This window comes from Arthrobacter sp. SAFR-023 (assembly GCF_051965295.1).
Lineage (GTDB): Bacteria > Actinomycetota > Actinomycetes > Actinomycetales > Micrococcaceae > Arthrobacter.
This window is the reverse complement of record NZ_JBQCMF010000017.1, coordinates 103,865-122,758: the sequence shown is the minus strand read 5'-3', so window position 1 is coordinate 122,758 and position 18,894 is coordinate 103,865. Positions and strand designations below refer to the sequence as shown.

Annotated in this window: 19 protein-coding genes; 10 read left to right on the top strand and 9 right to left on the bottom strand. The window is 67.1% G+C overall.

Annotation, left to right across the window (positions count from 1 at the left end; genetic code table 11):
• Positions 1 to 132: L-serine ammonia-lyase, iron-sulfur-dependent, subunit alpha (locus tag ACTHQX_RS17925; protein WP_440158984.1), on the top strand; the 132-nt coding region annotated here is incomplete at its 5' end.
• A gap of 13 nt (positions 133 to 145) precedes the next feature.
• Here the strand turns inward: ACTHQX_RS17925 and ACTHQX_RS17920 are convergent.
• Positions 146 to 718 carry a TspO/MBR family protein gene (locus ACTHQX_RS17920; RefSeq protein WP_440158948.1) on the bottom strand — a complete coding sequence of 191 codons (573 nt, stop codon included), beginning with the start codon at positions 716 to 718 and terminating at the stop codon, positions 146 to 148.
• A 120-nt stretch (positions 719 to 838) separates the two neighbouring features.
• Between ACTHQX_RS17920 and ACTHQX_RS17915 the strand changes: the two genes are divergently transcribed.
• The gene (locus tag ACTHQX_RS17915) at positions 839 to 1,912 is read left to right on the top strand and encodes a lipid II:glycine glycyltransferase FemX (RefSeq protein ID WP_440158949.1); all 1,074 of its coding nucleotides are present in this window, start codon (positions 839 to 841) and stop codon (positions 1,910 to 1,912) included.
• A 37-nt stretch (positions 1,913 to 1,949) separates the two neighbouring features.
• Positions 1,950 to 3,446: a threonine/serine ThrE exporter family protein gene (locus tag ACTHQX_RS17910; protein WP_440158950.1), complete on the top strand. Its 1,497-nt coding sequence runs from the start codon at positions 1,950 to 1,952 to the stop codon at positions 3,444 to 3,446.
• A gap of 22 nt (positions 3,447 to 3,468) precedes the next feature.
• Here the strand turns inward: ACTHQX_RS17910 and ACTHQX_RS17905 are convergent, their stop codons facing one another.
• Positions 3,469 to 4,308 carry a siderophore-interacting protein gene (locus ACTHQX_RS17905; protein ID WP_440158951.1) on the bottom strand — a complete coding sequence of 280 codons (840 nt, stop codon included), beginning with the start codon at positions 4,306 to 4,308 and terminating at the stop codon, positions 3,469 to 3,471.
• A 15-nt stretch (positions 4,309 to 4,323) separates the two neighbouring features.
• Positions 4,324 to 5,127, bottom strand: coding sequence for a uracil-DNA glycosylase (locus ACTHQX_RS17900; RefSeq protein ID WP_440158952.1), 804 nt, complete (start codon positions 5,125 to 5,127; stop codon positions 4,324 to 4,326).
• A 231-nt stretch (positions 5,128 to 5,358) separates the two neighbouring features.
• Here ACTHQX_RS17900 and ACTHQX_RS17895 point away from each other — a divergent pair, with 231 nt between their 5' ends.
• The 6 genes from ACTHQX_RS17895 (at position 5,359) to ACTHQX_RS17870 (ending at position 11,075) form a co-directional block, all read left to right on the top strand.
• Entirely contained in the window at positions 5,359 to 5,664 is a 306-nt protein-coding gene (locus ACTHQX_RS17895; protein ID WP_440158985.1) for a DUF3263 domain-containing protein, read from the top strand.
• Positions 5,665 to 5,713: 49 nt separating this feature from the next.
• On the top strand, positions 5,714 to 6,355 hold the full coding sequence (locus ACTHQX_RS17890) for a LytR C-terminal domain-containing protein (RefSeq protein ID WP_440158954.1): 642 nt from the start codon (positions 5,714 to 5,716) through the stop codon (positions 6,353 to 6,355).
• Positions 6,356 to 6,513: 158 nt separating this feature from the next.
• On the top strand, positions 6,514 to 6,717 hold the full coding sequence (locus ACTHQX_RS17885) for a cold-shock protein (protein WP_146033096.1): 204 nt from the start codon (positions 6,514 to 6,516) through the stop codon (positions 6,715 to 6,717).
• Positions 6,717 to 8,003 (top strand): ABC transporter substrate-binding protein, encoded by a 1,287-nt coding sequence (locus ACTHQX_RS17880; RefSeq protein WP_440158955.1) that lies wholly within the window; start codon positions 6,717 to 6,719, stop codon positions 8,001 to 8,003. The genes ACTHQX_RS17885 and ACTHQX_RS17880 overlap by 1 nt, the downstream gene beginning before the upstream one ends.
• A 288-nt stretch (positions 8,004 to 8,291) precedes the next feature.
• The gene (gene groL, locus ACTHQX_RS17875; RefSeq protein ID WP_111902973.1) at positions 8,292 to 9,920 is read left to right on the top strand and encodes a chaperonin GroEL; all 1,629 of its coding nucleotides are present in this window, start codon (positions 8,292 to 8,294) and stop codon (positions 9,918 to 9,920) included.
• A gap of 105 nt (positions 9,921 to 10,025) precedes the next feature.
• Positions 10,026 to 11,075 (top strand): RNase H family protein, encoded by a 1,050-nt coding sequence (locus tag ACTHQX_RS17870; protein WP_440158956.1) that lies wholly within the window; start codon positions 10,026 to 10,028, stop codon positions 11,073 to 11,075.
• An 82-nt stretch (positions 11,076 to 11,157) separates the two neighbouring features.
• Here ACTHQX_RS17870 and ACTHQX_RS17865 read toward each other — a convergent pair whose 3' ends face one another.
• From ACTHQX_RS17865 to ACTHQX_RS17840, 6 genes are all read right to left on the bottom strand, one after another.
• Positions 11,158 to 11,445 carry a WXG100 family type VII secretion target gene (locus ACTHQX_RS17865; RefSeq protein WP_440158957.1) on the bottom strand — a complete coding sequence of 96 codons (288 nt, stop codon included), beginning with the start codon at positions 11,443 to 11,445 and terminating at the stop codon, positions 11,158 to 11,160.
• Between the two features lie 127 nt (positions 11,446 to 11,572).
• Positions 11,573 to 13,081 (bottom strand): sensor histidine kinase, encoded by a 1,509-nt coding sequence (locus tag ACTHQX_RS17860; RefSeq protein ID WP_440158986.1) that lies wholly within the window; start codon positions 13,079 to 13,081, stop codon positions 11,573 to 11,575.
• A 74-nt stretch (positions 13,082 to 13,155) separates the two neighbouring features.
• On the bottom strand, positions 13,156 to 13,869 hold the full coding sequence (locus ACTHQX_RS17855; protein WP_236807157.1) for a response regulator transcription factor: 714 nt from the start codon (positions 13,867 to 13,869) through the stop codon (positions 13,156 to 13,158).
• Positions 13,870 to 13,929: 60 nt separating this feature from the next.
• Positions 13,930 to 15,573, bottom strand: a complete 1,644-nt coding sequence (locus ACTHQX_RS17850) for a DNA repair helicase XPB (protein ID WP_440158959.1) — start codon at positions 15,571 to 15,573, stop codon at positions 13,930 to 13,932.
• A 13-nt stretch (positions 15,574 to 15,586) separates the two neighbouring features.
• Entirely contained in the window at positions 15,587 to 18,079 is a 2,493-nt protein-coding gene (locus ACTHQX_RS17845) for a helicase-associated domain-containing protein (protein ID WP_440158960.1), read from the bottom strand.
• A 10-nt stretch (positions 18,080 to 18,089) separates the two neighbouring features.
• Positions 18,090 to 18,323, bottom strand: coding sequence for a hypothetical protein (locus ACTHQX_RS17840; protein ID WP_440158961.1), 234 nt, complete (start codon positions 18,321 to 18,323; stop codon positions 18,090 to 18,092).
• A gap of 183 nt (positions 18,324 to 18,506) precedes the next feature.
• On the opposite strand from ACTHQX_RS17840, the gene ACTHQX_RS17835 reads away from it, so the two are divergent.
• Complete coding sequence (locus ACTHQX_RS17835) at positions 18,507 to 18,890, top strand: cold-shock protein (RefSeq protein ID WP_440158962.1); 384 nt, start codon at positions 18,507 to 18,509, stop codon at positions 18,888 to 18,890.
• The last annotated feature ends 4 nt before the right edge of the window (positions 18,891 to 18,894 follow it).

Genomic DNA, 18,894 nt, shown 5'->3' with positions numbered 1-18,894 from the left:
TGGGGCGACGGCTCGCACCGGGTCTCGCTGGACGAGGTCATCGTGACCATGCGCGAGACCGGCAAGGACATGAGCTCGAAGTACAAGGAAACCGCGATGGGCGGACTGGCGGTCAACGTCGTCGAATGCTGAACCCGGTCCGGAGCTAGTTGTTGGCGGCCGCCCAGAGGTTCAGGCTCGACGCGAAGACGACCCATGACAGGTACGGCAGCATGAGCAGGCCGGCGGTGCGGCGGATCGGTCCGAACAGGAGCACGGTGGCGGCGACAGCCAGCGCCAGCGCAATGATGATGCCCAGCGCCAGCCAGAGCGCGGCCGAACCCCACGCCGGATACAGCCCGAAGAACACGGGCGTCCACGCCAAGTTCAGGGCAAGCTGAACGCCGTAGACGGTGAGCGCGGCTCTGCGCTTCGGGCTGCGGCTCCGCCATACGAGCCAGGCCGCCACTGCCATGGCCGTGTACAGCACCGTCCAGACCGGCCCGAACACCCAATTGGGCGGGGACCACGGCGCCTTGTCCGCCGCAGCATACCAGCCCGTGACGTTGCTGATCGTTGCCTGGGAACCCAGCCAAGCCACCAAGGCGGAGGCCACCAGGAAACCCGGGAGCGCGGCAAGTTCGACGGCGGTGCGCCGCGGCTCGGGCTGCGCCCCGTCACCGCTGGTGATGGCGTCGTTTCCCGATCCCGCGACCGGCATGGGGTCCCTGCTTCTCATTCCACTACAGTTGCCAAGGCCGCAGCCAGAGTCAAGGCAGTCACGGGACCGGACAGATAGACTTGAGGCTGCTTCTCCGGCACCTGCACGAAACGTAAGCGAAGATTGGACACGGCACACTTGCGAGAATTCACTGCCCGCTTTGCCACCTCCGAAGAGGTCGCAAACTGGGACTCCCACGTCACCGCGAATCCGAACGGCGGAAACCTGCTGCAGTCGGAAGCCTTCGCCGAGGTCAAGCAGCACTTCGGCTGGAAGACCCTGCACCTCGTCTACGAAACGGCCGACTACACGAGCTACAACCTGGTGCTGGAAAAGAGCTTCCCGCTGCTCGGCAAGCTCTGGTACCTCATCAAGGGACCGGACGTGGCCGGCGTCGAGGACATCCCCGGCATTGCCGCGGCAAACGCAGAGTTCGTCAAGCGCGCACGGCTGGGCGTCTTCGCCATCAAGATCGAGCCGGACATCATCCTCACCGACGATGCCCGCAGGGTCATCGAGGGCGCCGGGCTGGTCAAGACGCACAACCTGCAGCCCAACGACTCCACGGCCCTGCTGGATATCTCCCCGGAGGAGAACCAGCTGCTCCGCAACCTCCACTCGCGGGGACGGAATGCCGTCCGCCGCGCCATCCGCGAGGGCGTCGAGGTGCACAACGTGGAGCCCAGCGAGGAAAACTTCAAGGCCATGTACGCCCTGATGACGGACACGGTCCAGGCGAAGTCGCAGGTCCGCGTCCGCGAATACGATTACTACCGCCAGTTCTGGACGAATTTCATCAAGCGCGGCCAGGGCAGGCTCATGTTCGTTTACGAAAACGGCGTTCCCTCGGTTGGCGCCTTCGTGATCAACTACGGCCGCAAGGGCACGTATAAGGACGGCGGATCCCTGCAGAAGCGCAACCAGTACGGCGATTCCCACCTGGTGCAGTGGACCGCGATCAACCAGCTCAAGGAGCTGGGCTGCACGGAATACGACTTCTGCGGAACCCCGCCCAGCGACAAGCTCAAGGACACGTCGAACCCCTTCCACGGGCTGGGGCTTTTCAAGACGAGCTTCAGCAAGACAGTCACGGACTTCGTGGGCTGCTATGACCAGGTCATCAGCCCGCTGAAGTACAAAGCGTGGATGGCAGCCGGCGAACGCGTCGCCCGGCAGCTGTATACGCGCCGCACCGGGAAGCAGTTCTACTGAGCCATTGAGCTGAGCCACTAAAGAGAGGGGAGCCCTGATGACGAAACAACCCCGCGGCGCCAACCGGCCGCCCACGGACGGGCTGCCCAAGACGGAGCCGCTCACCGCCTCGCAGCTGCACCAGAACGCGGCGGCCAAGCGCATGCTGCGTCGCCTGGTGCAGGGGGAAAGTCCGCCGACGGCGCCACTGAGCATTGTGGACCGGCTCGCCGGGAGCCCCTACGCCAATCCCATGATCCAGGTGGGCGGGATCGATGAGTCCGCACGCAAGACGATGGACTTTGCGCTGCATCTTGCCGAGTCGATGTTCCGGTACGGTGCCGGCGCCCTCGAGGTCGAAACGAGCATCATTGCCGTGACGGCTGCGTTGGGGCTGAAAAACATCGAGGTGGACATCACCAACCAGTCAGTGGGCATCAATTACGCAGCCAAGGACCAGACGCCCATCACCCTCCTGCGGGTGGTCCGTTCCTGGACAAACAATTACGCGGGGCTTGCCCAGGTCCACCAGCTGGTCACCGACATCGTAGCCGGCGGAGTCGGCCGGGACGAGGCCGTCCGCCGGCTCGACGAGATTGTCCGGCGCCCCAAACCGTTCCCGCGCTGGATGGTGACGGTGGCGTTCGCGGTGTTCGCGGCGGTGTTCGTGGCCGTCATTGGCGGCGGTCCGGGCGCCTCGGCCGTCGCGTTCGCCTCCAACCTGCTCATCAGCCTGGTGGCCCGGAAGCTGGGCCGCTGGCGGACGCCTGACTTCTTCATCACGGCGGCCTGTTCCTTTGTGGTGACGGTCATCGCGCTGCTGCTGTGGAGGTACGGCAGTCCTGTGGGGATCCGGCTGGCGCCCGCCATTGTGGTGGTGGGCGGAATCCTGCTGCTGCTTCCCACCGGACGGCTCGTGTCCTCGGTCCAGGACGCCATCAACGGCTTCCCCGTCACGGCGGCGGGCCGCTTCCTGTCCACTCTGCTGACATTCGGCGCGGTCGTGGCCGGCATCGCCGTCGCGTTCGTGGTGGGGGACAGGATCGGCATGGAGCCGATCAGCGTCACGGAGACCTTCCCGCCCGCGTACCCGCTCTGGGTTCAGGTGATCCTGGTGGCCATCGCCGTTGTGGCAATTGGTGTCACGGAACAGACGGACTGGAAGCTACTGCTTCCGACGGCGGCCGTCGGCGTGGTGGGGCACCTGGTCCTGATCGGCGGCGAGGCGATGGGCATTGGCCCGCGGTTTTCGCCGGCGCTGGCCGCCGTCGTGATCGGCCTGCTGGCCCGCGTGGTGGCTCTGAAGATGGGCGCACCGCAGCTGGTTGTCGCCGTGCCGGCCGGCCTGATTCTCCTGCCCGGCCTGACGATTTTCCGCTCGATGTACGTCCTGACCATCGAGGAATCCGAGATCCTGCTCGGGGCCGGCGGGATGCTCAGCGCCGGGGCGATTGTGTTCGGCGTTGCCGGCGGCATTGTGCTTGGTGACACGCTGGCCCGGCCGCTCACGCGCAGCCTGGCCAGCAACGAGCGGCGGCGGTCCCGCCGCCGCTAGGCCCTGTTGGATCTCGCCGGCGTTAGATCTTGCCGATCGGCAGCTTCTTCTCCGCCTGGAAGACGTCCTCGACGCGGCCCTTGGCCCAGTAGCCGGACAGTGAAACCTGGCTGCGGTCCAGGCTGCGCTCGCGGAACAGCACCTCCCGCAAGCCCTTCATGTAGCCTCGCTCGCCGTGCGCAAAAACATCCACCCGGCCGTCGGGCCAGGCGGCACTGCGCACGGCGTCCACCAGCTGGGTGCTCTCGCCGGCCGGGATGCCGCCGCGCTGCAGCCAGACCAGTTCGAGACCGGCCGGGGCGTTGATCGGCTGGACGTCAGCGTCGGAGTCCACCTCGAGAAAGGCCACGCCCCTGGCATGCGCCGGCAGGGACTCGATGACGGCGGCCACGGCCGGCAACGCGGCCTCGTCCCCGGCCAGCAGATACCAGTCCGCGGCGGGATCCGGGTTGTAGCCGCCTCCGGGGCCGGTAAAAATGAGGCTGTCGCCCGGCTGGGCCGTGGCAGCCCAGGGGCCCGCCAGGCCTTCGTCTCCGTGGACGACGAAATCGATGGCCAGTTCTCCGGCCGCGGTATCCACCCAGCGGACCGTGTAGGTCCGGGTGTGCGGCCACTGCTCCCGGGGCATCGTTTCCCGGATGGCCCAGAGGTCCAGGGGCTGGGGGTAGTCCACCGCGGGCTGCGGAAAGACGATCTTGACGTACCGGTCCACGAAGTCGTTGTTGACGTAATCAGCGAACCCCGCGCCGCCCGCGACAATCCGCACCATGTGCGCGGACAGCTGCTCCCGCCGAAGGACAGTCAAGGTGACCTGCGGGCGGGATTTCTTGGTGGCGCTGGTGGTGGCCGGAAGGGAAGTCATGCGGGTAAGCCTAGCCTAAGCTCCTTGAACGGAGCTGAGTGGTGGGATGGCCGGGAGTTCCCAGTCCACAGGCCCGCCGCCCTGCTCCGTCAGCAGGGCATTGGCGCGGCTGAACGGCCGCGAACCGAAGAATCCCCGCGAGGCGGACAGCGGGCTGGGGTGGGCGCTGGCCACGACGGGGGTGCTGCCCAGCAGGGGGCGGACACCCTCGGCGTCCTTGCCCCAAAGCACAGCCACGAGCGGCGCGGTGGTTCCCTCCGCTGTCCGGCGGACCACGACAGCGGTCACCGCCGCCGTCGTGATCGTTTCCCAGCCCTTGCCGCGGTGTGACCCGGCGGCGCCCTCACGTACGCTCAGCACCCGGTTCAGCAGCAGTACTCCCTGGTCCGCCCAGGCTCCGAGGTCACCGTGGATCCGCGGTGGCAGGTTCAGGTCCGATTCAAGCTCCTTGTAGATGTTGGCCAGGCTGCGCGGGATGGGGCGGGTGCCGGCATCCACGGAAAAGGCGAGCCCCACGGCGTGTCCGGGGGTGGGGTAGGGATCCTGGCCCACAATCAGGACCCGAACCCCGTTCAACGGCTGCCGGAATGCCCGGAGGACGTTCGACGCCGACGGCAGCACCCGCCGCCCGTCCGCCTCCTCGGCCGCGAGGAACATCAGCACGGACCTCAACTCGGCCTCCACTCCCGCCAGGGCATCGGCCCAGTCGGGTGCCATGAGCTCGTCGAACGGCAGCCTGGCGAGCTCCGCAAAGTCCGGGCCGGCCGCCGGTGCAGGTTCGAGGTCGAAGAGCGGTTCAGGTTCCGTCACGGTGTCCATTCTCCCGCACCGCTGTCCGAAACCCGCCGCCCCTGTCCGAAACGGGCCGCGGGTGCCGCCGCGGCGCAAATGACAATGCTGTTATTCCTCCGTAACATAGGGGAGGTACTTTGACCGGATTCAGCTAAGGAGAGCGCAGTGGCCGAGCCGTTGCAGGACCACCTCCCGGAGCGGGAATCAGGGTGGGAATCAGGGCGGGAATCAGGGCGGGATACTGTGCAGGACCCAAGGCTGGAGCACGGGCTGCGGAGCGGCTCGCTGCTGGAGGACTTCAAGCTCAGGGACTCGCCGCTGAGCGAGCGGGAGCAGCAGATTCTCGCGCTGGAACGTCAGTGGTGGAAGTACGCCGGCGCCAAGGAACAGGCCATCCGGGAGCTGTTCGACCTGTCCGCGACGCACTACTACCAGGTCCTCAACGCACTGATTGATACAGAGCACGCGCTGGCCCACGACCCCATGCTCGTGAAGAGATTGCGTAGACTACGTACGTCACGTCAGCGGGCCCGCACAGCACGCCGCCTTGGAACTGACGCGTAACTGCTAGTGCCGGACTGCCGGCGAAAACCAACAAGGACGCCTCTTCACCATGACTAATTTTGCTCGGGACGAATTCGACAGGGTGCCTGAGGTCTCCTCCCGGCAGGGCATACACCGCGCTGCCTCCGCGCCGTCGCGCCCGAAGTTGTGGCCGATCCTTTCCGTGGGAATCGCGGCGCTCGCCGTCGGCCTGGTTGCTTTCCTCCTGCTGCCGCAGCTGGGGTTGCAGCCCGCCCTCACGCCGCCGCCTGCCGCCGCGGCAGACGCGGCGGCAGACGCGTCGGCCAGCCCCACGGCGACGCCCTCTGCAAGTCGGACGCCCAGCGCCACCCCCTCGGCCTCGGCGTCCGCCTCCGAACCGGCCTCCCCCTCCGCGTTGGAACCTGCCGCCTCGGAAACCATTGCCCCTGCAGCGGTGGACAAGTCGCAGCCGGTCGCCATTTTCAACGGAACGCTGACCTCCGGACTTGCCGGACGGGTCGGTGCCACGGTCAAGTCCGATGGCTGGGTGCTAGGTGAAGTGGCCAACTGGCAGGGCGCCCCGCAGCAGCAGTCGGTGATCTTCTACTCGGACGCTGCCCACCGCGCCAACGCCGAGGCGCTCAGCGAGTTGCTGAACATCCCCACACTCGTGGAGAGTGCGGACTTCCCCACGCCCGTTGCGGTGGTGCTCGGCCCCGGCTACCAGTAGCCGTCCCGGTTACGCCTGAATAACTATTGACTCCGCTCCGGGCCGCTGGCCTGCGCCTCCACGGGCCCGACTCGATAGAGTGATGGCAGGCTGCAAGGCGTAATTCACGGCACACATCGACGTGGGCCTTACGGAAGCAACCTGAAAGTGTGGGGATCATGGCATTGGGAACCGTGAAGTGGTTCAACGCGGAAAAGGGCTACGGCTTCATCACCGTTGACGATTCAGGCGACGACGTTTTCGTGCACTGGTCCGCCATCCAGACTGACGGCTTCCGGGCGCTGGACGAGGGCCAGCGCGTGGAGCTGGAAGTCGGCGAAGGCGAAAAAGGTCCGCAGGCTGAAAAGGTCCGGCCCGTCTAGTGGCGCGCGCAGGTCTTAGGGTTTGTGCCGTCTGGGGCCCCGCCGGCTGGTGTGCCGCCGCTGCGCTGGCACTCGGTGCCTGCTCCGGGTCCGGCGACAACGCCCGGACCGCTCCGGTTGAAGCCAGCGGCGACGGGACCCTGCGGATCGGGCTGATCCTCGACAACACAGGACCGCAGTCCTTCCTGAACGCCGCCCAGCTGGCCGCCGCCAAGCTAGCCGTCCAGGAGATCAACGCGGCGGGCGGGCACAAGGGCCGGCCAGTGGAGCTGCTGCCCGAAACCACCGGAGCCGATACCGCTGCCCAGGCCCGGAAACTCGTCGATGCCAGCGCGGACGTCGTGATTGGTCCCACCGATTCCAGCCGGGCGCCGGCCGCCATCGATGTGCTGTCCAAGGCCAGGACCACGCTCATCTCTCCCGCCAACACGGCTCCGGAACTCAGCAGCTACAAGAGCGGGGGCTACTACTTCCGCACTGCGGCGGCTGACATCGCACAGGCTCCCGTCATGGTGAAACTCGCCAGGGACGCAGGAGCCAAGAGCCTCGCGGTGGTCTACGAGGACGGCGCCTACGGCCAGGCCGTGTCTGCAGCCGTGTCCGCCTCCGCCAAGGCCAGCGGGCTGGACCCCGTCACCCTCTCCGGCTTCAAGGCAGGCGAGGCACAGAAGTCTGCTGCCGCCGCCCGCGACGCAGCGCCGGACGCCGTCGTCGTTCTGGCCCGGGACGGTGCGCAGGGCGCCATCGCCGAGCTCACCAACGCCGGACTCCCGGGCAACAAACTCATCCTGGGTGACGCCGCCTTCAGGCAGTACGGGTCCGCCCTTGGATCCGAGTCGCTGGACGGGGCGCGCGCCCTGGTGCCCGGAGTCTTCCCCTCGGCGCACTTCCAGGCTGAACTCGTGGCCATCGATGCGGGCCTCAAGGACACGACGTTCGCGGCCGAGACCTACGATGCCGTATACCTCGCGGCCCTGGCCGCGGCTGCAGCGGAGGACGACGCCGGTGCCTCCATCGCCGGTACACTCATCTCCGTCTCCGGCGGCACTTCGGGCAGCCGGGCGTCCGCCCCGCCGTCCGGCCAGCCGGCCGTCTGCTCGACATACAAGGACTGCCTCGCCGCCATCCGGGACGGGAAGGCCATTGACTACGACGGCGAGTCCGGCCCCGTCCGTTTCGATGCGAACGGGGACGTCACTGCCGCCAGGTACATGGTGTTCACCTACGGAGCCGACAACAAAGCCAAGCTCACGGGAAGCGAGGCCGCCGGCAGGTCTGCCGGCTGATCGCTGGCAGCGAATACCCTCCCGTTTACGGGATTAACAAGCTCATCTGCTTGCACTCTCCCCGGGGGAGTGCTAATTATTGATTAGCACTCCAGCGTGCCGACTGCTAAAGGGTCGACCGGTTCAGGCCGGCACCGTCCCGGCAGCGGCGCAAGGAGCGAAAGAAACACCTGGTTGGGGTGAGATCCGGACCGTTGGGCGTACATAGGCCTGCGGAAAGGATCGTCCGTCGCGGGCACCACAGCGAGGTTCCTTCTTAACGACTGTCCCGAAAGGACTACTGCCGTTATGGCCAAGATCATTGCATTTGATGAAGAGGCACGCCGCGGTCTTGAGCGGGGCCTGAACACCCTCGCCGACGCCGTCCGGGTCACCCTCGGCCCGCGTGGCCGCAACGTCGTCCTCGAAAAGAAGTGGGGCGCCCCCACGATCACCAACGATGGTGTTTCCATCGCCAAGGAGATCGAGCTGGACGATCCTTACGAGAAGATCGGCGCAGAGCTGGTCAAGGAAGTTGCCAAGAAGACGGATGACGTCGCTGGCGACGGCACCACCACGGCCACCGTCCTGGCCCAGGCGCTGGTCAAGGAAGGCCTGCGCAACGTCGCGGCCGGCGCTGACCCGCTGTCCCTCAAGCGCGGCATCGAGAAGGCTGTTGAAGCCGTCACCGCCGAGCTGCTGAACTCCGCCAAGGAAATCGAAACCAAGGAAGAGATCGCCGCCACGGCTTCCATCTCCGCCGGTGACGACGAAATCGGCGCCCTGATCGCCGAGGCCCTGGACAAGGTGGGCAAGGAAGGCGTCATCACGGTCGAGGAGTCCAACACCTTCGGCCTCGAGCTGGAGCTCACCGAAGGCATGCGCTTCGACAAGGGCTACATCTCCGCTTACTTCGTCACGGACACCGAGCGCCAGGAAACGGTCCTCGAAGACCCGTACATCCTGATCGTCAACTCCAAGATCTCCAACGTCAAGGAACTGGTTGCTGTCCTCGAGAAGGTCATGCAGTCCAACAAGCCGCTGCTGATCATCGCCGAAGACATCGAGGGCGAGGCCCTGGCCACCCTGATCGTCAACAAGATCCGCGGCACCTTCAAGTCCGTCGCCGTCAAGGCTCCGGGCTTCGGTGACCGCCGCAAGGCGCAGCTGGCCGACATCGCCATCCTCACCGGCGGACAGGTCATCGCCGAGGAAGTCGGCCTCAAGCTTGAGACCGCCGGCCTCGAGCTCCTGGGCAAGGCACGCAAGGTTGTCGTGACCAAGGACGAGACCACCATCGTGGAAGGTGCAGGCGACGCCGACCAGATCGCCGGCCGCGTTTCCCAGATCCGCGCCGAGATCGAAAACTCCGACTCCGACTACGACCGCGAGAAGCTGCAGGAGCGCCTGGCCAAGCTGGCCGGCGGCGTTGCAGTCATCAAGGCCGGTGCCGCCACGGAGGTTGAGCTCAAGGAGCGCAAGCACCGCATTGAGGACGCTGTCCGCAACGCCAAGGCTGCCGTCGAAGAGGGCATCGTGGCCGGTGGTGGCGTGGCCCTGATCCAGGCCGGCGCCAAGGCATTCGCCAACCTGCAGCTCCAGGGCGATGAAGCAACCGGTGCGAACATCGTCCGCGTTGCCATCGACGCCCCGCTGAAGCAGATCGCCTTCAACGCCGGCCTCGAGCCCGGCGTTGTGGTGGACAAGGTCCGCGGCCTGCCCGCCGGCCATGGCCTGAACGCAGCAACCGGCGAATACGTCGACCTGCTGGCCGCCGGCGTCAACGACCCCGTCAAGGTGACTCGCTCTGCCCTGCAGAACGCGGCTTCCATTGCCGGCCTGTTCCTCACCACCGAGGCCGTCGTAGCCGACAAGCCGGAGAAGAACGCTCCCGCCATGGGCGGCGGCGACGAGATGGGCGGCATGGGCGGCTTCTAGCCTCCCGCTGCTCCCAGTTGGCTCATGAGTGCGGCCCCCTCTACGGAGGGGGCCGCACTTTTTTGTCTGCTCATTTTTGTCCGTGCAGTCTGGCAGGATGGTTCGGTGACGATTACTGCAGCCGCCGACGGTTCGGCATTGGGAAACCCGGGTCCCGCGGGGTGGGCCTGGTACGTGAACGACGACTGCTGGCGGGCCGGCGGCTGGCCGCACGGCACCAACAACCAGGGTGAGCTGATGGCCGTTCTGGACCTCTTCCGCTCCACGGCACACCTCCCGGACGAGGACCTGCACATACTTTGCGACAGCCAGTACGTGATCAACTCCGTGACGAAGTGGATGCCGGGATGGAAACGCAAAGGTTGGCGCAAGGCGGACGGCAAACCAGTGCTGAACGTGGACATCCTCAAGGACATCGACCGGGAGCTCGCCGGGCGGAAGTACAGGTTCGAATGGGTCAAGGGCCATGCCGGGCACGAGCTGAACGAAGCCGCCGACGAGCGCGCCAGGGCCGTGGCAAGCGCCTACCAGCAGGGCGTTGCCGCCCGCTCGGGTCCGGGGTTCCCCGACGCCGAACCGGCAACGGGCCGGCGGGCCGTTAAGGAGGGCCGCGGCGAGGGCGGCATCCCGCCGTTGTTTGAGTCCGAACCACCGGCCCGCCGCGTGGCCGCCACTCCCTCCGCAGAGGCCGGCACCAAAGTTCGTCCCGAGCCCGAAGCCCCGGCGCTTTTTGGGTCCGATGAGCCGGATCTCTTCAGCGAACTGGGCGTGGACGAACTTGGCGCCGATGCGTTCGCGGAAGCGCCGGAGGGCGCCACGCCGGAAGAAACGGTGGAGGCCCTGGAACGCGAGCTCCTCCGCCCGGATGTACGCAGCGACATCGGGCGGACGGGCCAGCTCCTGCACCCTGACTTCACGGAAATCGGGACAGCCGGGCGCCTCTGGACGCGCGACGCCATGATGATGTCCCTCGAGGAAAGCCCGGCCGGTCCTGTCGATCTGGACGTGCTCAGCGCCGACCGGATCGGCACGGATACGGTCCTGCTGACGTACCGCAGCTACTCCCGCGCCGGCTCAGCCCTGCGGAGCTCCGTGTGGGTCCTGGACGGCGGACAGTGGCGCCTGCGGTTCCACCAGGGCACGCCTGAAGCCTGAGCTGCCACTGAAGCCTGAGCCGGCGCCGAAGCCTGAGTTGCCGCCAAGCCTGAGCCCGACCGCGGGTGGCTGGCCGTAGAGGTCAGCTGAAGCGCTGCGTGTTGCCCTGTTCCGCCTGCGCATAGGTGTCCGCAGCCGACGACAAGGCCAGGTTGATGGAGGCGAGTGAGGCCTCGACCTTGCCCTGGGTCAGCGTCCACTCGGCAACGAGCGCCTGGAAGTTGGTGGCAGCCGAGCCGCGCCACGTGGCCTGCAGTTCATCTAGCCCATGCTTCATTGCCTGGACGTCGGCGCTGATCCGGTCAACGGTTGCCTTGACGTTGGCTGATTTCACCTGCAGTAGGTCGGTATCGACGGAAATGATGCTCATGACGGGCCTCTCGACATCTTAAGGGACTGCCCCGGCAGGACAATCGCAATGGTGGGCGGACCGGCCACTCCGATCCACTACGTCGAGCCTAGGAACCCGCCGGCAGGAGGGGCCACAGCCCACTCCGCTATGTGGATAAACGGTTCCCGCCGGCAACCCGCTTCCCGATAGCAGCGTCGTCTCCGGATGTCCTGTCCGAGAACGTCCCGACGCTGTCCGCTTCGACGCTGTCCGCTTCGACGCTGTCCTCGTCGGGGGAGTCCTCCCGGAGAGGGAGGCTGACCACGAGCGTCGCGCCGCCGCCGTCGGTACCTTCCACCCGGACGGAGCCGCCGTGCGAACCGATAATGGCGGCCACGATCGCCAGGCCAAGTCCGCTGCCGCCCGTATCGCGGGTACGGGAGGTATCCGCCCTGTAGAAGCGCTCGAAGACCTTGGTGGCTTCGGTGTCGGAGATTCCGGGCCCGTGGTCCCGGACCTCGAGGACTGCCCGGGCTGAACCGGCGTCGCCCTGCCGGACGCCCACCGCGATTTCGATGGGTGTTCCCTCCGGCGTGTAGCGCAGCGCATTGCCCACCAAATTGCCAATGACCTGGCGGAGCTTCGCTTCATCGCCCAGCACCGGTGCCGGCCCGGCGCTTCCCCCGTGGAGGCCGGTCAGGGTGACGGCCCGCGTCCTTGCACTGGCCTGCGTGTCCACCACGGCGTCGTGGGCGAGCAGCTGCAGGTCGATGGGCTTGCGCTGCAGCGGACGCTGCTCATCGAGGCGTGCCAGCAGCAGCAGGTCCTCCACCATGGACCCCATCCGTTTGGCCTCGCTCTCGATCCGGCCCATGGCGTTGGCTACGTCCTCGGAGGACTGCAAAGCGCCGTGCCGGTACAGCTCCGAGTAACCCCGGATCGTCACCAGCGGGGTGCGCAGCTCGTGCGAGGCGTCTGCGGCAAACCGGCGCATCCGGTCCTCGGAGGCCATCCGTGCCGCGAACGCTCCCTCGATGTGGGCGAGCATGGCGTTCAATGACTGGCCCAAGCGGCCGACCTCCGTCGTCGGATTCTCCACGTCGACGCGGCGGGACAGGTCACCGGCGGCGATGGCCGCGGCGGTCTTTTCCACCCTTGCCAGCGGCCGGAAGGACCGGGTCACTGTCCAGTTAGCGATAAAAAAAGCGAGGATAAGGGCCAACAACCCCGCGCCCACCACAACCAGGGTGGCATGGCGCAGTACCTCATCCACTGATGAAAGCGGCAGCCCGATGACCAGTACTGACCTCCGCTGGTTGCTGTCCACGATGCCGACGGCAACCACCCGCCAGTTCGCCCCGTCCTTGCCGCGGACCTGGTACGGCTCCAGCCCGCGATCGCGGGCCTCCTCCAAGGAAATGGTGTCGATGGCGGGACGGTGGTTCTCCGTGCCGCCAAGCCGCCGGCCCTGGGCACCCGGGTAGTACACCACCACGGAGTAATCCGTGGGAACGACGGGGTTTGGCACGATGAGCTGGCTGAAGGACCGTTGTTCCTGGATGGAGTCGACGGCGGCCGCGAGTTTGTCGTCCACCTGGCCCTCAAGGTACGTGCGCAGCAGCGTCAGGGTGCCGGCTCCGGTCACCGCCAGGGCCACCAGCAGGAGGGCCATCATGATGGCCACCAGCTGGGACCGGAGGTTGGCTGACTTCCAGCGCTCCAGCGCCGACTTCCATCGCGCCAGCAAGGTCAGCGCTTTTCTGCTGTCCGCAGCACGTAGCCGACACCACGCTTGGTCTGGATAAGGGCCGGGGCGTCGGGATCGATGTCCACCTTGCGCCGCAGGTAGGAAATGTAGGACTCGACGATGGAGGCGTCACCGTTGAAGTCATATTCCCAGACGTGGTCCAGGATCTGCGCCTTGGACAGGACGCGGTTCGGGTTGAGCATCAGGTACCGGAGCAGCTTGAATTCTGTGGGGGACAGCTCGATCACCTTGCCGCCGCGGCGCACCTCGTGGGCGTCGTCGTCGAGCTCCAGGTCATCCACCCGGATGACGGCCTCGTCATCCTCCAGCATCGGCTGCGTCCTGCGGAGCACGGCACGGATGCGGGCCACCACCTCGTCAAGGCTGAAGGGCTTGGTGACGTAGTCGTCCCCGCCCACCGTCAGCCCAGTGACCTTGTCCTCGGTGTCGTCCTTGGCGGTCAGGAACAGGACAGGGAAATGCTTGCCTGCCGCACGCAGCCGGCGGGTGACGGTGAAGCCGTCCATGTCCGGAAGCATGACGTCCAGCACCGCGAGGTCTGGTGCGTGCGCCTCAACGGCAGCAAGCGCCTCCCGCCCGTTCCCCGCGGACACCACGTCAAAGCCGGCGAAGCGCAATGACGTGGAAAGCAGCTCGCGGATGTTCGGTTCGTCATCAACCACGAGGAGCTTCGCTTCGGCGCTGTTCTTTTTCATATTCCCATGATGCTCCCAGAATCTGGGAGTTTTCTGGATGAATGTTGTGTGTTGGTTGGGTCAGCAGGATTCGACGTCCTTGGCGTCCATGATGCGGTAGGCGTAGCCCTGCTCGGCCAGGAAGCGCTGGCGCTTGGCCGCGAAATCCTGGTCCAGGGTGTCCCGGGCAACGAGGGAGTAGAACCGTGCCGCGCGCCCGTCCTGCTTGGGCCGCAGCAGCCGCCCGAGCCGCTGGGCCTCCTCCTGGCGGGAACCGAAGGAGCCGGAGACCTGGATGGCCACCGAGGCCTCGGGCAGGTCGATCGAAAAGTTGGCCACCTTGGACACCACAAGGGTCTGGATCTCCCCGGCGCGGAAGGCGTCAAAGAGCCTCTGGCGGACTTTGACCGAGGTTTCCCCCTTGATGACCGGGGCGTCCAGCCGCTCGCCGAGCTCGTCGAGCTGGTCGATGTACTGCCCGATCACCAGGACCTGCTCGCCGCGGTGGTGGGCCACCAGCTGTTCGGCCACGACGGTCTTTGTCTCGGACGTGGCGCACAGCCGGTACTTGTCCGCATCCTCGGCCATGGCGTACGCCACGCGCTCATCCTTGGGAAGATCCACGCGGACCTCCACGCAGTCCGCGGGGGCGATGTAGCCCTGGGCTTCGATGTCCTTCCACGGAGCGTCGTAGCGCTTGGGGCCGATGAGGCTGAAGACCTCGCCTTCCCGCCCGTCCTCACGCACGAGGGTAGCCGTCAGGCCCAGCCGGCGCCGTGCCTGCAGGTCCGCCGTCATCCGGAAGATCGGCGCGGGAAGCAGATGTACCTCGTCGTAGATGATCAGGCCCCAGTCGTGGCCGTCGACGAGCTCAAGGTGCGGGTACACTCCGCCGCGTTTGGTGGTGAGGACCTGGTACGTGGCGATCGTCACAGGCCGGACTTCCTTGACGGCGCCGGAGTATTCGCCGATCTCGTCCTCGGTCAGCGAGGTCCGCCTGAGCAGCTCGTCCTTCCACTGCCGTGCCGCGACGGTGTTGGTGACAAGGATGAGCGTGGTGGTGGAGCCCGTGGCCATCGCCGCGGCGCCCACGAGCGTCTTGCCGGCACCGCAGGGGAGCACGACGACGCCGCTGCCGCCGGCCCAGAAGTTCTCCGTGGCCAGCCGCTGGTACGGCCTCAGCTTCCATCCCGACTCGTTCAGCATGATGAGGTGGGGCGTGCCGTCGACGTAGCCGGCCAGGTCCTCCGCCGGCCAGCCGATCTTGAGCAGCAGCTGCTTCAGCTGGCCGCGCTGGGAGGAATGGACCACCACGGTCTCGGCGTCGATGCGCGGGCCAAGCAGCGGCTGGATCTTCTTGGCCCTGCTGACCTCCTCCAGCACAGGGTAGTCGCTGGTGCGCATGACCAGCCCGTGCTGCGGGTCCTTCTCCAGCCGCAACCGGCCGTATCGGGACATGGTTTCCTCGATGTCGATCAGCAGCGAGTGCGGCACGGGGAAGCGGGAATAAGTGAGCAGCGTATCCAGCACCTTTTCGGCGTCTAGCCCTGCGGCCCGGGCGTTCCAAAGCCCTAGCGGCGTGAGCCGGTAGCTGTGCATGTGCTCGGGTGCGCGCTCCAGTTCGGCGAAGGCCGCGATGGCGTGCCGGGCCTCCGTCGCCTGCTCGTGGTCCACTTCGAGGAGGATGGTTTTGTCGCTCTGGACAATCAGCGGACCGTCATTCACGCGGGTAGAACCTTCACTGCTGCATGTCCTCTGCTGCCTCGATATCGATGATCCGGTGGATGGAGAGCACCCGCTCCGTGTCCTTCCCGGGGTCAAACACACGGACGCGTCCGCCCGCCACGGATACCGGAACCACCGTTTCCAGTTTCGCATTCCCCAGGCTGTCCACGACGTTCATCACTACCTTTTGCCGGAGCCTGATGGCCTTATGCAGGGTCTCGAGTCCCAGCTGGGTTGCCTCCTCGCCGCCGGCGGCAGCCGGACGGGAGCCGTTGGGGCTGATGCCGTGCTCCGCATGGCTGCGGAGAATGGCGAGCTGGGCGGTGACGTCGGCGTCAGGAAGGGCGGTGCGCGGCGCGCTGTAGACGGGGCGACCAGTGCCAGGAAGCGGAGCAGTGCGGTTGAGGCGGACGACGGCGGATCCGGCCTCTTCGACGGCAGGTGACAGTCCCAGCCCGCGCAGCACGAGGGCCGTCTGCCGGGGTGAAGCCATGGAGACCAGGACGGTGGGGGCGATCCGGACCAGGCCCAGGGACGAAGCCGCGCCCTCCCGGCAGAGCTCACTGAGAGCAGCTTCGTCATCACTCTGGATGAAGCTCGCGGCCGCTCCGATCCGCAGCTTGCCGTGCCTGGCGGCTGTATCCTCCACCAGGTACTGCAGCGGCTGCGGCACGGCGGTGGCGGAGTACCGGCGGAGGAAATCGAGGATGCCTGCAGCGTCCTGGCCCGAGTCGAGGGCGCGGCGGATGGACTCCGCGGAGAACCGGTAAGTCGTGGCAGGGCCCTGCCCTTCGGCGTCGGCCATCCGCTGCAGCTGCTCGGCCAGGTCGGGGGCGAGGTAGCCGGGCGCCACCGCGGTCAGGTCGGCCTGCAGGAGCACATGGTTGAGGGCCGCCGGGAGGTGTTCACCGAGGAGATCCATGGCGTCGTCAGGCGCGTCCGCGGCGATGGCGGCACCCAGCTGGCTGAGCGCGCCGGACCCGATCAGCCCCAGCAGCTCCGCCTCGGCAAGCACGCCGCCGATCAAGGAACTGAACCGCCGCGCCATTCGGGGCTGCGACCACTCGGCACGCAGCAGCACGGCCTCCGCATTGAGCACCGGCGCCGCCCCGTCCGGCACGTTGGCCTCGAGCGTCAGCTCCCGCAAGATCTCCAGGATCCTCTTACGGATGACAGGCGCGTCGGACCGCTGCGCCTCGGCAGAGAGGGCGTTGACGGTGGCCGCCGGGGCGGCACGGTGGTTGGCGGGCCCGGCGGGCTGGCCATTCATGCGCTGCCCCACGAGTGACGGGGCGCGCTCGCTGGCCAGCCAGGCGTTCACGAGCCACAGCCACTGTTCCTGCCGCGGCAGCCCGAGCCATTCCAGCTGGGGCGGCTGCACCCAGCACGAGCTGTCCACGTCCAGCCGGATCAGGCCCGCCAGGGCACAGAGCTCCAGCAGCACCGCAGTGGTGTGGTGGTCCACGCGGAGCGTCTCGGCGAGCCTGCGCATCTCGCGGATGCCCACCCCGCCGCTCCGCAGGGTGGCCAGCGGCTGGTCCCTGACCGCGTGCAGCAGTTCGCCGGTGAGGCGCAGAGTCTCGGCGATGGCCCCGAGCGCGGCGTTGCGGCGGAGTGCGGCGGTGGTGACGCCGAGCATTGGGACGGGCGGACTCAGGGAGAAGTTGTTGATGATGGCGCCGCCGCGCAGGGAAATGCCTACGCTGTGCGGCAGTTCCACATGTGCGGCGTCCAGCGGCACCAGCAGGCCCCGGGCCAGCAGCCAGTCGACCGGCCCGACGTCGTGACCTTCAGTGGTGACGGAAGCCTTCCGCTGGGCCTGGGGCACGGCACCCATCGCCCAGTTGCTGAACCGGGCCAGCAGCGCCGCGGTCCTCTCCGGGGCGCCGGCGAGGAGCGCCTGCAGTCCCTCGGGGGATGAAGTCCAGTGCTGCAGCGCCAGCGCTGCGTCCATCGGCGTGGTGGCCGCCTGCACGGCGGCGCCGCTGCGGCGCAGCTCCGCCACAAGCTGGACCACGCGCTGGGCGAATGCCGGCTGCAGCCTGACCAGTTCTGTGTAGCTGCGCCCCAGCCCTGCCGGGTAGATTCCGACGACGTCCTTCAGGCTGCTCACCGGAAGATAGAAGCGCTGCCTCTGGGCGCCAGGGCCCGCCCCATGCGGCGGCTCGGCCCGCTGCACCAGGGCGAGATCATGCAGTGACTGCACGAGCTGTTCGACAGCCCCCACAGTTGAACCTGCGATGGCCTTCTTCAGCACCGCGGCCGATGCGCTGTGACCGGTGTCCGTGTTGGTGCACAGGTGCAGGGTCTCCAGCACCTGCATTTGCGGGCGGTTCAGGCGCTCCAAGGCCCGCTGCACGCTCACCCGCGCGCTGGCACGGGCGGCCAGGGCAGGGAAGTCGGGAACGCCGGGGGAGATCAGGTCCGGCCGCGCAGCGAACAAAGCCCGCAGCGACTCGTCGCTGCGTGCCTCCAGTTCCTTGCTCAGCGCTCGAATGAGGGACATCAGTCCAACGTTACCGCCCGGCGGAGCTTCCTGCCCGGCGGCGGGCGGCAACGCCGTCTGCCACCAGCACGAGCATCAGCAGGAAGGCCGCCGGCAGGCCAAAGAGTGCCGTTGATGTGATCCACTGCGGGGCCGCCTGGCCCGCAGCGGCGAGGGCTATGACCGCCCCGACCGCTGCGAGGGACAAAACTGCAAGGAGCACTGCGGCGGCCATCAGTGGCCGCCGGATACGCGCGGATGTCATGAACGTAACGCTAACAGCAGTGCCGCGGCCGCGCCTCAAAGCGGGATTAGCCTGACTCTCAGGATAACCTTGAAGGAACAGACCAACATGGACCAGGCAGTCATACCCTGAACCCGCGCATCAGTGCGGATGCGGTGACGGCCGGCCATGTCCCAGAACGTCAGAACGAAGAAGGTTGATTAGGTGCCTACCGGCAAGGTCAAGTGGTACGACAAGGATAAAGGTTTCGGATTCCTCGCAGGCGAGGACGGACAGGAAGTGTTCCTTCCCAAGTCGGCGCTGCCCGCCGGAGTTACGGAACTGAAGGCCGGCACCCGGGTTGAGTTCGGCGTCGCAGACGGACGCAAGGGCGCCCAGGCCCTCGGCCTGCGCATCCTCGACAAGACACCGTCCATCGCAAAGGCCAAGCGCCCCAACGCGAGGGATCTTGCCCCGCTGGTGCAGGACCTGGTGACAGTTCTGGACAACCTGTCCGGCACGCTGTCGTCCGGCAAGTACCCGGACGGCAACAAGGGCAAGGCCATTGCCGCTGCCCTGCGTAAGGTTGCCGACGAGCTGGACGCCTAGGCCT